Genomic DNA, 15751 nt, shown 5'->3' on the forward strand with positions numbered 1-15751 from the left:
AGCCTCGTGGGCATTTGCGCAGGAAAACCCGCCTCGGAGCGGGCAATTGAGCTCAGTTTTGTGCGGCGGCGGATACAAGTATTTACCCTTCGGTCGCATGCGGTGGTGGTTCAGGCTTGCGGTAGCACCGCGCCCAGGTGCACGGTTACCCGCTCCTCGACGTCAGCGGGAAGGTCCGGGCTCATCCGGTGCAGTGGGTTCGACTTCATCGAGCCGTCCGCCTGCACGGCCGAACTGATCTTGGGATAGTAGGTCTGATCGGGGTCGATCGGAACTTCGATGAGCGCCGGACCGTCCGCGTCCAGCAGCGATCGGATGGACGGATCATCGAGTCCACCGGCGGCATCGAGTCGTGCGAACGGAATCCGGTAGGCCCGCGCCAGGTCCGCCCAGTCCGGCAGGCCCAACCCGGTTTGCCCATCGCAGCCGATCCAGGCGCCGCCGAAGTAGTTCCGTTGCGTCATCCGGATCGACGCGTACCCGTTGTTGTTGAGTACGAAGACCTTGACCTTGGCGCCCGTTGCCGCAAGCGTGCCCAGTTCTTGGAGGTTCTGCGCGAACCCGCCGTCTCCCTCGGTCAACAACACCTGGCGGCCCGGGTTGGCCAGGGCCGCCCCGAGCGCCCCGGACAGCCCGTAGCCCATGGCCGCTATCGACTTGTTCGAGACCAGCTTTTGGTTGGCCCGCTGCTGTAGCGCCTGCATGGCGACGGTGAACGAGCCGCCACTACTGCAGGGCAGCACGATGGCATCCGGTTCGGCGACTTCGGCCAGCCGCATCGCGAATTCGTAGGGCTTGACGTATCCGAGTGCCGTGACGTTCTGCGGGTCGTTCAGCGGCAACTCGGCGCGCACCGACGCGATGAATTCCCGCCACGGCTGCCACCGGTCGGGATCACCCAGATCGGCGGAGTACAGGGCGTCCAGGAACCGGTCGGCGTCGCCATGCAACGCAACGTCGACCCGTGGATGTCCTTTGGTCAGTTCGGCGGCGTCGATGTCAACCTGCACCAGCCGCCCGATCGGCACGAATTCTTCCCAGGCGAATCCGGTCTGCTGTAGCCCCAATCGGGTGCCGATGGCGATCACCAGATCGGCTTGCTGCACGAGAAGATTGGCGGCGCGCTGTCCCCAGGTGTTCGGGCGTCCGGAATACCTGGGGTGTTCGCTAGGAACCCGGTCCGCCCCATGCCATGTGGTCATGATGGGGATGCCGGCGGCCGCCGTGCGTTCACCCAGTGCGCGGACCGCATCACGGCTCACGCCGCCGCCGACCAAGACGACGGGGCGCTGCGACTCGCGCACCAACTCGACGACGTGTTCGACGTCGGTCGCGGGAACCTCTGGTACGGCGTCCGCCTCCGGGACGGCAATCGCATCCTGCCCAGCCAAGGGGAGCGCCGCCTGGGTGTCCAGGCAGACTTCGAGGAAGACCGGGCCCTGCCGCGGCGTGCGCCCGTCGAGCACGGCGTCCAAAATGACATCGCGGCCAACCGGGCGCTCGATCCGCAGCGCACGCTTGGTGACGCTGCTAACCAGTTCCACGCCGTCGATTTCCTGGATCCCGCGCTGGCGCACCGCGCCACGGCTCAGATCGCTGCTCTTGACCTGCCCGCCCAACACCAACAGCTCGCGACTCTCCTGCCAGGCACCGGCAATGCCGGTCACTGCATTGGTGAGGCCGGGGCCGGCCGTCACCAGAGCCAGGGCGCGGCCGCTTCCCTCGTCGCGAGAGGCGTTGAAGTACTCCACGGCGATCGCGGCGGCCACCTCGTGCACGAACGGTACGCACACCATCCGGGTGCGTACCGAGTTCAGTAGGTGCATGATGTTGCCGCCCGCGACAAAGAAGCAGTGCGTGTAGCCGGCACCCACCAGCCAGTCGACCAGCTGGTCGGAATACTTGGCGGGTTCCGCGGGGGCTGGGCTCACATGCCCACCTTTCGAGTGACGACGAAGTTGGGGCGCTGCTTGACCTCCTCGTAGATGAGCGCGAGGTACTCGCCGACAACCCCTAAGAGCAGGGTAATCACCCCGAAGCCGACCAGCATCAGACTTACCAGCGAACCGAAGCCGGGGAAGGGGACGCCGTAGAAGACGAAGCGCACCGCGAGCACGAACACCGCGATAGCGGCAACGGCACTCAAGAGGAAACCGGTAAGGGTGATGAGTCTCAGCGGCACGTAGGAGTGCGCGAGAATTCCCTTGCCGGCCAGGTCCATCACCTTGAAGGTGTAGGCCTTGGACTCGCCGGCGAAGCGGGGCGCCCGCTTCATCGGCAGCCCAATCGATTTGAAGCCGACCCACGAGAAAAGCCCCCGGACGAACCGGTTGCGCTCGTCCATCAACCGGACCGCCTCGTACACTTTCCGGTCAACGAGGCGAAAATCGCTGGCGTTACTGGTAATTCGATCGTCGGTGAGTCTGCCGGCCAGCCAGTAGAACAGCTGGGAGTTCATCCGGCGGATGGGTCCGACACCACCGCGCTCGGTGACCACGCCGTAGACGTTCTCGTAACCCTGCTCCCACGCCCGGATCATGTCCGGGATGAAGTCGGGTGGGTCCTGCAGGTCGGCGGTCATCAGCACAACCGCGTCGGCGTCAACCACGTTGAGGCCAGCGGTCAATCCGCCGTCCATCCGGAAGTTGCGCGCCAGTTGCAGGATCTTGAACCGAGGGTCGGCCGCGTTGATGGCGAGCAGCTTTTCCATCGTGTCGTCGGTCGAGCCGTTTTCGACGATGATCGCCTCGAAATCGTATGCGGGCTCGGAATCGAACACGGCGGCCAGTTGGCGCGCCAGCTCCTCGACGCATTCGCTCTCGTTGTAAGCAGGGGCTATGACGGCGATCTTTTTCTTCGTTCCCGCACCCACTCCCACGCTCACTCCCATACTTTCCACGGCGGATTCCCGCTGTTCCAGAGGTTGTTCAGCAGTTGTGACTCCCTAAAGGTATCCATCGGCTGCCAGAAGCCGTGGTGCGGGAACGCGGCGATCTGGCGGTCTTCGGCCAGGCGCCGCAACGGCTGGTCCTCGAGTACCGTTTCGTCGCCTTCGAGGTAGTCGAAGACTCCGCGCTCGAAAATGAAGTAGCCGATATTGATCCAGTCTTCGGTCTTGGGCTTCTCCCGGAACTTGGCCACCGCGCCGTCCTGCTCCAGGTCGATGACCCCGAACCGACTCATCGGCTGGGTGGCTGTCACCGTGGCGATCTTGCCGTGTGAGCGGTGGAACTTCAGCAGTGCGGGGATGTCGACGTCGGCGATACCGTCTCCGTAGGTGCACAGGAACGGCTCATCGCCAACGTACTTGTGTATCCGTTTGATTCGGCCGCCGGTCATCGTGCTCAAGCCGGTGTCTGCCACCGTCACGCGCCAGTTGAATTCGTCGTGCGAGCCGTGATACTTGATGCTCGACTGGTCGCCGAGGGTGATGGTGAAGTCCAGATTGGACACCCCATAGTTGGAGAAGTAGTCCTTGATGTACTCGCTCTTGTAGCCGGTGCAGACAACAAAGTCGGAGATTCCGTGGTGCCCCAGGACTTTCATGATGTGCCACAGCACCGGCCGGCCACCTACCTCGACCATGGGCTTAGGTCGGAACTCGGTCTCCTCACGCATACGAGTTCCGAGACCACCCGCGAGGAGCACGGCTTTCATGATGGATCTTCCAATCTCAAAGTAAGCATTCCCCCGAAGCGGTTTCGCTGACGCAGCGTCGCGCAGGTGACACACTAGCAATGTCGCGAGACGCAGGGTGGCGTTTCGAGGTCGCGACGTACGGTATGAATTCCAAACGCTCGAGGAGATCTCATTTCAAGACTCGATACCGATGGGTTGGGGGACAACGGGCTCGAGGAGGATCGTGCCGATATCCTCGCGGCCGTTCGTGGCTACGCAAAGCGCAAGCTCGCGACGTCGGAGTTCGTGGCAGGGACCACGCCGGTCCCCGTGTCGGGCAAGGTGCTCGACCCCGAGGACTTCGCTGCACTTGTTGACGCGTCCCTGGACGGCTGGCTGACCGCGGGCCGGTTCCATCCGCTCTTCGAACGGGCGCTGTCCCGCTACGTGGGCGCCCGTGACGCCGTCTTCGTCAATAGTGGCTCAAGCGCCAACCTGTGTGCCCTGAGCGCCCTGACCAGCCCAAAGCTGGGGAAGAACAAGAAGCGGTTCGGAAAGCGGCCGCTGGAGCCCGGCGACGAGGTGCTGACGGTGGCCTCCGGATTTCCCACCACGGTCAACCCGATCATCCAGAACGGGCTGCGGCCCGTTGTTGTCGACATTGAGCTGGGCACCTACGACGCTATCCCGGAGCGCCTGCGCGAAGCGGTCGGGCCGAAGACTCGGGCGATCATGATGGCCCACACGCTGGGTAATCCGTTCGATCTGGACACCGTCCAAGAGCTGTGCGACAAGCACGGTCTGTGGCTGGTCGAGGATTCCTGCGACGCGCTCGGCTCGACCTATGACGGCAAACGCACCGGAAGCTTCGGCGACACGGCGACCGTGAGCTTCTATCCCGCACACCACATCACCACCGGCGAGGGCGGTGCGGTGTTCGTCAAGTCGGCGTTGGTCCGCAAGCAGGTCGAGTCCTTCCGCGACTGGGGGCGCGACTGTTACTGCGCGCCGGGAAACGACAACACCTGCCAGAAGCGGTTCGAATGGCAGCTTGGCGATCTGCCCAAGGGCTACGACCACAAATACATCTACAGCCATATCGGGTACAACCTGAAAGCCACCGACATGCAGGCCGCGCTGGGGCTGTCTCAGCTAGCAAAGCTCGACGGATTCGTGCAGGCGCGTAAGGAGAACTTCGATTACCTGAGCGCGCGACTGTCCGGCGTCGAAGGTCTGATCCTGCCGGTGGCCACGCCGAATTCGGATCCGTCGTGGTTCGGTTTCCCGATTACTCTTGATCCCGCGCACCCGGTGGAACGCACCAAGTTCATGCGCTTCCTCGATGAGCGCAAGATCGGTTTCCGTCAGCTGTTCGCCGGTAACCTCGTGAAGCAGCCGGCGTATCGCAATGTTGACTTCAGGATCGTCGGCGACCTGACCAACACCGACATCGTGATGAATCGGACCTTCTGGGTGGGCACTTTCCCGGGTCTGACCAAGCCGATGCTGGATTTTGTGGCGGACTCGATCCGCGAGTACATGGCCGAGGCCGCGCGATAGCCGTGCATTACCTGATTACTGGCCATACCGGGTTCAAGGGACCCTGGCTGGCGTTGCTCCTTCTGAGTCGCGGCCACCAGGTCTCCGGTCTGGCACTCGATTCCGAGCAGGCCGGCCTGTTCAAGCGCGCGGGCCTTGCCGACCAGCTTGTCTCCGATTTGCGGGTGGACATTCGCGAGTCGGAGGCCACCACGGCAGCGTTGCAGGCGGTCGCGCCGGACGTCGTGATCCACCTGGCCGCCCAGTCGCTGGTCCGTGAGTCCTACCGCAACCCGCGCTACACCTATGAGACCAACGCCATGGGCACTCTCAACGTGCTCGAGGCCGTGGGCGCCACCCCTTCGGTGCGTGCGCATGTCGTCATCACCACCGACAAGGTCTACCGCAACGTCAACCAGGAGGCCGGCTATGTCGAAACCGACCCTCTGGGTGGAGACGATCCCTACAGCGCGTCGAAAGCCATGGCGGATCTGCTGACCCAGTCTTGGGTTCGTAGTTTCCCCAATTGCCCCACAGCCATTGCGCGTGCCGGCAATGTGATCGGTGGGGGCGACATCAGTCGCGACCGCCTGTTCCCAGACCTGGTGGACGCTTACGCGCGGGGGCAGGCTCCGCGCCTGAGATTCCCCCGCGCCGTGCGGCCATGGCAGCACGTACTCGACTGCCTCAATGGCTACCTGACCCTCGCCGACGCGCTGCTGGCCGGATCCGGTCTGGGCCAATGGAATTTTGGGCCGGGCCGCGACAGCTTCGTAGAGGTAGGCCAGGTGGCCTCGTTGGCTGCCGAACTATGGGGCGGCGGCGCACACTGGGATCTCGACGACGGAGATCACCCACACGAGGCGAATCTGCTGGCCCTCGATGCCGCCAAGGCGCAGGCGGAGCTGGGCTGGCGCAATCGGCTAGGTTTCCGCGATGCGGTGGCCTGGACAATCGACTGGGAGCGCCAGGTGGATGGCGGTGCCGATCCGCTCGCCGTCACCCGAGACCAGATCGCCGCATTCGAAAGCCTGGAATGACCGAATTCGACCTGCCACCGGAACCGGCGCCGCCCGGGCCGTTGATCCGGCTCTTCCGCGACCAGCGAGTGGCCTTCCTGGTGGTGGGCGGAATCAACACGGTCGTCGGATTTGCGATCTTCGTCGCCTGCTCGGAGAGCGTGGGCCAATTCGTCGACCACAGGTTCGGCAAGGTCGCAGGCTCGTTGGTGACACTTGGCATTACGCATGTCTTGAGCGTGCTGTTCGCCTTCGTGATGCATCGGCGATTCGTGTTCCACGTGCGCGGACATGTGCTGCGCGATCTGGCGCGTTTCGAAAGCGTGTATCTCACGTCGCTGGGCATGAACGCTGTGGCCCTACCGGTGCTGGTCGAGATGGGCATCCCACGCATCACGGCGCAGGCAGTCATCATCGCGGTGAGCACCTTCCTCAGCTATTTCGGCCACCGGCACTTCTCGTTTCGCCGCAGTGCCGCCGACACTCAGGACGACGCCTCGAATGCGGAGCGCACATAGAACGTGCACCCGTCACAGCCATCGATGATGGGGACGGTGTGAAACTGTTGGCGCACCAGTTCGGATAGTTGCGGATAGATTCGCGCCAGCGTCACCGTCGGCGGAAGGCAGTAACCCAGCGGGTGCTCGGAGCGCAGGGGTGGGCATTGGGGGCGTTTGACGTTGGTGGCGTCGACGACGCAACTTGCCTGGTCGATTCCGGCGCGCATGATCGGCTCGGCGGAGTCGCGAATGGCGGGGTTGATCGCCATCCCGAGCACGTTGGGATAGGGGACGGTGTTCTGCCAGTCCTGTTCGACGAAAATCTCGGGCGCCCAGCCCCAAACCAGAGCGGACGAGCCGGGCGGGCAGGCACGGGCCATGCTGGAATTGCGGTGGACCGAATTCGCGGAGAACGCGGCGGCCGCCTGTTGCGGCGACAGCGGTCGCCACCGATCCATGGCATAGCCGACCACGAGCATGACGACCGTGACCACGGCCACCGCGCTGGCCACTAGAGCTGGTGACAAACGCTGCGGAACCAGTTGTGCGCCAGGCTTGATTGGCATTGTTGTGGCCAGGCCGAGGGCTCCGAAAAGCAGAATCAGGTAGTGGGGGAAGCCCATGCCGCCGATCAGAGTGCACACCAGTCCGCCCCCGATCACGACGATGCGGGCCAGTTTCGACCGCCTGTCGCTGTGCCGGCCCAGCCAGATCACTACGGCGAGCAGCACCAGCATGTAGCCCGCCGGCCAGGTGAACGTGTCCCAGGTGTGCAGAAGTTTCTGCATCGCGGTGGGGCCGCCCGCATAGGACCCCAAAAAGGACAGGGTCTGATCGACGAGGACCCAATTGGTCGCGGGAGAAACCACGATCGTCAGTACGATCGCCGCAAGTGGCAACACCGCGCCCGCCGCCCACCAAACCATCGATACGACCGTGCGCTTGGTGTGGGTGTGCAGCACCATCATTTGTGCCGCGGCGAATGCGACGGCTAAGGGCGCGACCTGGAACTTTGAGCCGACCGCGACGCCGGCTAGCGCGCCGACAACGGCGAACAGCCAGGGCCGCGCCGCTAATTGTTCGCGTCTCACCAGTGCCGATGTGACGACGAGCAATGTCGGTAGGTATTCGGTGGCGAGCGCGCCGAAGTCCAATGGGTCGCCCACCGGGAAAATCACGGCGAAGGGAAACCACCACAAGGCAGTGACCACCCACGCGGGACCGAATCCGATGACGCGGGAAGCGGCGACGAGAAGGGCGGCGGCGGTGAGCCCCAGCAATGCTGCGGCCAAGAAATGGGCGAAGGTGAGGGTCAACGGTGCACCGAAGACAGCAAGACCGGTGAGGAACAACGTCCAATACGGGCCGGTGGTCCCGGTTATCCAGGTACTGAACGGAACTGGTGAGTGACGTGCTGCGCGTGCCTGAACCAACAGCTCGGCTTCATCGGGGTTGAGGTAATTCCATTCGCTGATCTGCTGGCCACGCAGGACCGCTGTGGCTAGTACGAACCCCACCGCAATGGCGATGTACAAGAGGGCTGACCGTACGCGGACGCTGCTGATGATCTGCTCCTTCGGGAGGTGGTCGTCGGTGCCTGTCATGGCGTCGGATCCGCAGCGACGTCGCGCCTAGACCACGGTCACGCGAAATGCTTCGCTAGGAACTCTGACAGCGCCGGCAAAACCGGCTCGACACCGACGGATTCGGTGCGCCTGAACCGGGAGCTGGTCATGCCGCTACGCCGGCCCGATGACGTGCGCACCGAACGAGTTCATCGGTTCATCTGTGTCGTCGCTGGGCGGCACAGCGTGATTCATGGTCCGAGCATACGTTTTTGAGCGCGGAGTCGGATGCGATCTTGCTGTGCTTGGAGCAAACCATCTCCCGGACAACACCGTCCGGCGTGTACACATCGGCCCAGTCGAAAATCTCATCCACACTCAAGAGGCTGGAGTAGCCACACACGCGTACTGCAGAAAGACCCCATCGGCGAAGTGCCCCAGGCTCAAAGCGACGAACAACGCACCAAAAGGCCCCAGGAAAGGATTGATGCCTTTGATGCGTTGCATCGAAAACCCAGCGTCCTCAAACATTCGCACCATGCTGCTGCGGGTGAAGAAGCGCAGGTGCGTGCGGTCGAAGATGCCGAAATCCTCCTGCGGGAAGTCCCTTCGGAAAACTACTTTGCCCAGCGCGGGCAAGTAGCGGATGTTCGGGATCGAGGCGACAACGACGCCATCGGGCTTGAGTTTGGGTCTGAGCCGCTTGAGCGTGTCCAGCGGATCCACCAAGTGCTCCAACACGTCGTTACAGACGACCGCATCAAAGTAGTTGTCGGGTAGCTCGGCAATTCGGGTGCTGGCGTCGCCGGCAAGGACATGGTCGAGCAGTTCGCCGGCACGCTGGGCTGCCTCTTCGTTGTACTCGAGGCCCCATACTTCCGCGCCGGTGCTCTGCTTCACGATGGCACCGAACACGCCCTCACCACAACCGAGTTCGAGCACGCATTGCGCGTCGGCCGGTAGGAATCGCAACATCTCCGGCCGCTTGTGACCGTAGTACTCGGTGACGCTCGTTGTCTCCGGCAAGATACGCATGACTTATCCGTCCCGAAGGGCGAATAGCCCTGATTCGCATCTACTTTCAGTGCTCATTGTGACGATGCTGCGGCTTCTTCCGGCGCCAACTGGGCAAACAGGTGGTCCGCTAGGCCTCGTACGGTGGTGATGTCGGTGGAGCTGATCCGTATTCCGGTCTCGGACTGCACCCGGGTGCGCAGCTCGAGGTTGCCCAGGGAGTCGAGCCCGTACTCGGAGAGCTGACGGTCCGGATCGATGGTGCGGCGCAGGATCAGGCTGACCTGCTCAGCCACCATTCGCCGCAGCTGCCCGGGCCACTCATCCAACGGCAGCGCGTCCAACTCGCTACGGAATTTGCTGGACCCCGAACGGCCTTGCTCCAAGGCCTTGAACGCCTCGGCGAACTTGCTGCGTTCGGCAAAGGCGGTCACCCACGGTGCACCAATGATCGGAGCGTATCCGGTGTAGGTGCGGTTGTGGCGGAGCAGGGTTTGGAAGGCGTAGGCGCCTTCGTCGGGGGCGATGGCGGCGTCGCTGCTTTCGGCCAGGGCGATGGCGCGGCCGATTTCGGCCCAGGGGCCCCAGGCGATGGCGGTGGCGGGCTGGTTTTGGTTGTGGCGCCAGTGGGTGAAGGCGTCGAGCCAGCTGTTGGCGGCGGCGTAGGCGCCTTGGCCTGGTGAGCCGAGCATGGCTGCTGCGGAGGAGAAGGAGCAGAACCAGTCCAGGGGTTGGTCGGTGGTGGCTTGGTGGAGGTGCCAGGCGCCGTAGACCTTGGGGGCCCAGTCGCGGTCGAGGAGTTCGTCGGTGATGTTGGCCAAGGTGGCGTCTTCGACGACCGCGGCGGCGTGGAGCACTCCGCGTAGGGGCAGGTTGGTGGCGGTGGCGTTGGCGACCAGCCGTGCTGCGGTGGCGGGTTGGGCGATGTCGCCGCATTCGACCACGACATCGGAGCCGATCGAGCGGATCAGTTCGATGGTTTCGAGGGCTTTTTGGCTCGGTGCTGAGCGGGAACTGAGCACGATGCGTCCGGCCCCGGCGGTGGCCATTTTTTCGGCCAGGAACAGTCCCAGCCCGCCCAGGCCGCCGGTGATGATGTAGGAGCCATCGGCGCGCAAGACCGGTACCTGTTCGGGGGGCAGGACCACCGCACTGCGTCCGCTGCGGGGGATGTCGAGCAGCAGTTTGCCGGTGTGGTCGGCGGCGCCCATCACCCGGATCGCGGTGGCCGCCTCGGCCAGCGGGTAGTGGGTGTCTTGGGGCATGGGTAACACGCCCTCGGCGGTGTGCTGATAGACCGTGGTCAACAGCTCGCGGATCAGTCGGGGGTGGGTGATCGAGAGCATCCCCAGATCGACACCGTAAAACGACAGGTTGCGCCGGAACGGGAACAGGCCCATCTTGGTGTCGCCGTAGATGTCGCGTTTGCCGATCTCGACGAACCGCCCGCCCCAGGCCAGCAACTCCAGCCCGGCGCGCTGGGCGGCGCCGGTCAGCGAGTTGAGCACGATATCGACCCCGTAGCCGTCGGTGTCGGCGCGGATGGCCTCGGCGAACTCGATACTGCGTGAGTCATAGACATGCTCAATGCCCATGTCGCGTAACACTTGGCGACGCTTGGGACTGCCCGCGGTGGCATAGATTTCGGCTCCGGCCGCGCGCGCGATCGCGATCGCGGCCTGGCCCACCCCACCGGTTCCGGAATGGATGAGCACCTTGTCACCAGCACGGATACGGCCCAGATCATGCAAGCCATACCAGGCGGTCGCGTGCGCGGTGGTCACCGCGGCCGCTTGCGCGTCGGTCAGACCCGCCGGGATCGGGGTAGCCAGCGCGCCATCACAGGTGACAAAAGTGGCCCAACAACCATGCGGGGACATCCCACCGACTCGATCACCAACCTGATGATCGGTGACATCGGGACCCACCGCGGTCACCACACCGGCGAAATCGGTACCCAACTGCGGCATCTGCCCATCGGGGGAGTTATACCGACCGAAACTGACCAACACATCCGCGAAGTTGATACTGGAGGTGCTGACCGCGACCTCGATCTGACCCGGCCCCGGCGCGACCCGATCAAAAGCCACAAACTCCATCGTCTGCAAATCCCCAGGCGTGCGGATCTGCAACCGCATCCCCTCAGTGTCATGCTCAACCACCGTGGTCTTGCGCTCTTCGGGACGCAACGGCATCGGCGACAACCGCGCCGTATACCACTGGCCACAACGCCACGCCGTCTCGTCTTCCTCAGAGCCCGACAACAACTGACGCGCAACCACCTCAGAACCACTGTGCTCATCAACATCAACATGAGTGGTATGCAAATGCGGATACTCAGCACCAATCACCCGCAACAAACCACGCAACCCAGCCTGCTCCAAATTGGCACTCTCACCACCCAACACCGTCTGCGCACCCCGCGTCACCACAAACAACCGCGGCGCCTCACCCATAATCTCGGGCAACTCCCGAACAACACGCACCACATGCCGAACACACTCGACGCCTTCGACGCCGCTGTTCTCGTCGCGGTTGCCGCTGTCCGGCTTGAGCAGGATCACAGCATTGTGGAATCCACCGGCATTGAGCTGGTTTCGTAGCCGCTCGGCACTGGCCGCGTGATCGGCGGCGTTCTCGTGCCAGCTTGTGGTTGCGCACTGCGCGCTGTGCAGCTTCAACGCGTCGGTTAGCTCCGCTGCCAACATGTCGGCGCCGTCGGAGGTGCTGATCAACAGCCACGCTCCGGCCTCTGCGGCGTCCACCTCGGGCAGTTCACGCTGCTGCCACTCGACCGTCAGGAGTCGCTCGTTGAGGACGCGATCGCGGTTGCCCTCCTCGGAAACCCCTGTGCCGAGCTGCAATCCACGAACGGCCACCAGTACGGTTCCATGCTCGTCGAGCACGTCCAGGTCGGCCTCGACCGCGGATGTGTCGACACTTGTCACCCGTGCGTAGCAGTAGTGGGCATTGCGCGTGGATGCGTAAGCACGGATCTGGCGCACTCCCAGCGGCAACATCAGACCACCGTTACCGGCGACCTGGACGTCCGGGTGCGCACCGACGGCCTGGAAGCAGGCATCCAACAGAGCCGGATGAATCGCGTAGGCACGCTGCTGTGACCGCATGGCACCGGGTAGCGCGACTTCAGCCACAACCGAGCTGACCGCCCCATCTGCGATATGTGCGTTACCGAGTCCGGTGAAGGCAGGGCCGTATTGCACGCCGTGCTCGTCGAATCGTGCCCGCAGTTCCTCGCCGTCCTCGGTGCGGGAATGCTCGGCCAGCAGTGCGGGAATGTCATAGGCCGGCAGTTGGTCGTCGTCTTCCACGGCATGTAGCACCGCTCCGCCGCGGCGGACCGCTCCACCGTCCTGGAAGGTCTCCACCACGAAGTCGACGATCCCCGGCGACTTCACCGATCCCACTGCCGATAGCGGGGTTTCATCATCGAGCAACAGCATCTGCTCGAAACGAACATCGCGCACCTCGGCCGCGTCGCCGAGGATGGTGCGGGCCGCAACCAGCGCCATCTCGCAGTATGCGGCTCCGGGAAGTGCAGGGGCACTGTGAATTTGGTGATCGGCCAGCCACGGCAGTGCCTCGGTGCCGACGTCGGACTGCCAGACGTGGCGCTCCGGTTCCTCCGGCAGCAGCACGTGCGAGCCCAGCAGCGGATGCACAACCACCGATGAGCCGCCTTGAGCCTGGTGGTCCTGACCGGCCCGGTTCAACAACAACGACTGGTGCGTCCAAGCCGGCAGCGGTGCGTCAACCAGCTCCCCAGCGGGGTACAGGACGGAGAAGTCCACCGCCGCACCGGCGCTGTGCAGGTCGGCGAGCAACCCACGCAGCCCGTGCGGCAGCGGCTGTTCGCGCCGCATACCGGCCAGCGCCGCCACCGGCATGTCCAGGCCCTCGGCCGTCTTCTCGACGGCGCGGGTCAGCAGCGGATGCGGTGCCAACTCGGCGAAGACCCGGTAGCCATCCTCGAGCGCAGCCTGCACCGCGGCCCCGAAGCGCACCGTGTGGCGAAGGTTGTCCACCCAGTAGCTGCCATCGCAGTAGGGCTCCTCGCGCGGGTCGAACAGCGTCGCGGAGTAGTAGGGGACCTCGGGCGTCAACGGCTCGAGGTCGGCCAGCACGTCATACAGATCGTCGAGGATCGGGTCCACCTGCGGTGAGTGTGATGCCACGTCGACGGCCACCTCACGAGCCATCACCTCGCGCTGCTCCCACGCGGCGACCAGCTCACGAACGGTATCGGTGGCCCCACCGATCACCGTGGACTGCGGCGAAGCCACCACCGCAACCACGACATCGTTGATACCGCGAGCCATCAGCTCGGATAGCACCTGCTGGGCAGGCAGTTCCACCGATGCCATCGCACCGGAGCCGGAGATCCGGGTCATCAGCCGGGAGCGGCGGCAAATAACCTTTGCGCCGTCCTCGAGGGACAGCGCGCCGGCCGCGACGGCGGCCGCGGACTCACCGAGGGAGTGCCCGATGATGGCACCGGGGCGTACCCCGTAGGACTTCATGGTGGCAGCCAGTGCCACCTGCATGGTGAAAATGGTCGGTTGCACACGGTCGATGCCGGTCACCGTCTCGATCGCCGTCATCGCCTCGGTCACCGAAAAGCCGGACTCGGCGGCAATCAGCGGCTCGAGCTCGGCAACGGTAGCGGCGAAAACCGGTTCATTGGCCAGCAGGTCGGCGCCCATGGCCTTCCACTGCGAACCCTGACCGGAGAACACCCACACCGGCCCGCGGTCGTCGCGGCCGACGGCTGCTTGGTAAGGAGTCTCGTCGTCAGCGATTTCGTGCAAACCGGCCGACAGTTCGCTGACGTTGTCGGCCAGCACAGCCGTCCGCACCGGGCGGTGTCCTCGCCGGCGTGCCAGCGTGTACGCCAGATCCGAGGTCGCCAATTCCGGCCCCTGGGCGTCGACCCAGTCCGCAAGCCGCTTGGCTGTTTGGCGCAATCCGTCCGCGGACGTCGCGGACAGCGGGAAGATCAGCGCGCCTTCGATTGCCGGGCTGACCGGCTCGGCGTCTTGAGTCGCTGTCTCAGGTGCTTGTTCAAGAATGGCGTGGACGTTCGTCCCAGATATCCCGTACGACGACACCGCCGCGGTCCGCGTCTGTTCCCCGTTGGTTGGCCACTGCGTGATCTCCTGGGGCACAAAGAGTCCCGACTTGATCTGAGCCATCTCGTCGGGCAGGCGGCTGAAGTGGATGTTGGGCGGGATCACGCCATGTTGGAGGGCGAGGATCGCCTTCATCAGTCCGAGGACTCCGGCACCGGCCTGCATGTGGCCGAAATTGGGCTTGGCCGATGTCAGAGCGCAGGGCCGGTCGATGCCGTAAACCCGAGCCAGGCTCTCGAATTCGATTGGGTCACCCACTGGGGTACCGGTGCCGTGGGCCTCGACCAGGCCAACGCTGGCCCCGTCGACGCCGGCCGTGGCCAGTGCGGCGCGATACACCGCGGACTGCGCCTCTACCGACGGCGTGGCGATGTTGACGGTGTGGCCGTCCTGGTTGGCGGCCGTTCCGCGCATTACGGCCAAAATCCGATCGCCGTCTCGCTGCGCATCCGCGAGCCGCTTGAGTAGCAGCACCACCGAACCCTCGCCCGACACAAACCCGTCGGCATCCACATCGAAGGCGTGGCAATGACCGGTGGGGGACAACATGTTCTGCGCGGAGCCCGAGGCGAATCTGCGAGGCTCCAGCATCACGTAGACGCCAGCGGCGAAGGCGAGATCGCTTTCGCCCTCGCTGAGGCTGTTGCAGGCTAGGTGGGTTGCGTAAAGGCTGGAGGAGCACGCGGTGTCCACGGTGACCGCCGGGCCGTGCAACCGCATGGCGTACGAAATCCGTCCTGAGGCAAAGCAGGAGTTGGTTCCGGTGTTCCCGTACGGACCGTCGAAAGTGTTCGCATCGACGTGCACGAACTGGTAGTCCCCGTGGTTGAGGCCCACGAACACACCGGTCAGTGACTCGGCCATCTGCTCCGGCGTCAGTCCGCCGTGTTCCATGGCCTCCCAGGCGGTTTCCAGCAGCATGCGGTGCTGCGGATCGATCGCGATGGCTTCTTTTTCGGTGATGCCGAAGAACTCAGGGTCGAAGTCACCAACGTTGTCCAGGAACGCGCCCCACTTGCACACGGTGCGTCCCGGCACACCCGGCTCCGGGTCGTAATACTCGTCGGCGTCCCAGCGGTCGGCGGGGATCTCGGTGACCAAGTCATCGCCCCGGAGCAGTGCTTCCCAAAGCTCTTCTGGAGAGCCGATGCCACCCGGAAGCCGGCATGCCATGCCGATTACCGCAACGGGCGTCATACGTGGGTCATTCACGGCCACATCACCTCTTCTAATCCCCCTGTTTGAGGAGACTTCGTCGAATTTTGATCCGGGCTGGGATGCCGCTGCATCGCACACCGAGCCACGGTCCCCCTTGCCGAATCCGACTTCTACTTAGTCAGGTGATC

Annotated in this window: 9 protein-coding genes; 3 read left to right on the forward strand and 6 right to left on the reverse strand. The window is 64.2% G+C overall.

The features are described 5' to 3' along the window. Positions 1-110: 110 nt before the first annotated feature. From CCUG20998_RS11185 to rfbF, 3 genes are read right to left on the reverse strand one after another with little or no spacing between them, the layout of a single operon-like run. Positions 111-1931, reverse strand: a complete 1821-nt coding sequence (locus CCUG20998_RS11185) for a thiamine pyrophosphate-binding protein (protein ID WP_020728647.1) — start codon at positions 1929-1931, stop codon at positions 111-113. Beyond that, positions 1928-2872, reverse strand: a complete 945-nt coding sequence (locus tag CCUG20998_RS11190) for a glycosyltransferase family 2 protein (RefSeq protein WP_020725027.1) — start codon at positions 2870-2872, stop codon at positions 1928-1930. Before CCUG20998_RS11190 ends, CCUG20998_RS11185 begins: the two co-directional genes overlap by 4 nt. Before the next feature lie 8 nt (positions 2873-2880). After that, positions 2881-3657: a glucose-1-phosphate cytidylyltransferase gene (gene rfbF / locus CCUG20998_RS11195; protein WP_015356050.1), complete on the reverse strand. Its 777-nt coding sequence runs from the start codon at positions 3655-3657 to the stop codon at positions 2881-2883. 177 nt (positions 3658-3834) lie between these two features. Here rfbF and rfbH point away from each other — a divergent pair, with 177 nt between their 5' ends. From rfbH to CCUG20998_RS11210, 3 genes are read left to right on the forward strand one after another with little or no spacing between them, the layout of a single operon-like run. Further along, positions 3835-5178 (forward strand): lipopolysaccharide biosynthesis protein RfbH, encoded by a 1344-nt coding sequence (gene rfbH, locus CCUG20998_RS11200; protein ID WP_012394085.1) that lies wholly within the window; start codon positions 3835-3837, stop codon positions 5176-5178. Between the two features lie 2 nt (positions 5179-5180). Next, positions 5181-6197, forward strand: a complete 1017-nt coding sequence (gene rfbG, locus CCUG20998_RS11205; protein ID WP_020728649.1) for a CDP-glucose 4,6-dehydratase — start codon at positions 5181-5183, stop codon at positions 6195-6197. Beyond that, positions 6194-6694 (forward strand): GtrA family protein, encoded by a 501-nt coding sequence (locus CCUG20998_RS11210; RefSeq protein ID WP_020725029.1) that lies wholly within the window; start codon positions 6194-6196, stop codon positions 6692-6694. The genes rfbG and CCUG20998_RS11210 overlap by 4 nt, the downstream gene beginning before the upstream one ends. Here the strand turns inward: CCUG20998_RS11210 and CCUG20998_RS11215 are convergent. The 3 genes from CCUG20998_RS11215 to pks2 all read right to left on the reverse strand — a co-directional run bounded on the left by CCUG20998_RS11215 (position 6661) and on the right by pks2 (position 15602). Next, positions 6661-8280, reverse strand: a complete 1620-nt coding sequence (locus CCUG20998_RS11215) for a hypothetical protein (RefSeq protein WP_036455588.1) — start codon at positions 8278-8280, stop codon at positions 6661-6663. The genes CCUG20998_RS11210 and CCUG20998_RS11215 overlap by 34 nt on opposite strands. Positions 8281-8619: 339 nt before the next feature. Continuing rightward, positions 8620-9276: a class I SAM-dependent methyltransferase gene (locus CCUG20998_RS11220; protein ID WP_012394089.1), complete on the reverse strand. Its 657-nt coding sequence runs from the start codon at positions 9274-9276 to the stop codon at positions 8620-8622. Between the two features lie 53 nt (positions 9277-9329). After that, on the reverse strand, positions 9330-15602 hold the full coding sequence (gene pks2 / locus CCUG20998_RS11225; RefSeq protein ID WP_050674518.1) for a sulfolipid-1 biosynthesis phthioceranic/hydroxyphthioceranic acid synthase: 6273 nt from the start codon (positions 15600-15602) through the stop codon (positions 9330-9332). Positions 15603-15751 lie beyond the last annotated feature (149 nt).

The organism is Mycobacterium marinum, from assembly GCF_003391395.1.
Classification (GTDB): domain Bacteria; phylum Actinomycetota; class Actinomycetes; order Mycobacteriales; family Mycobacteriaceae; genus Mycobacterium; species Mycobacterium marinum.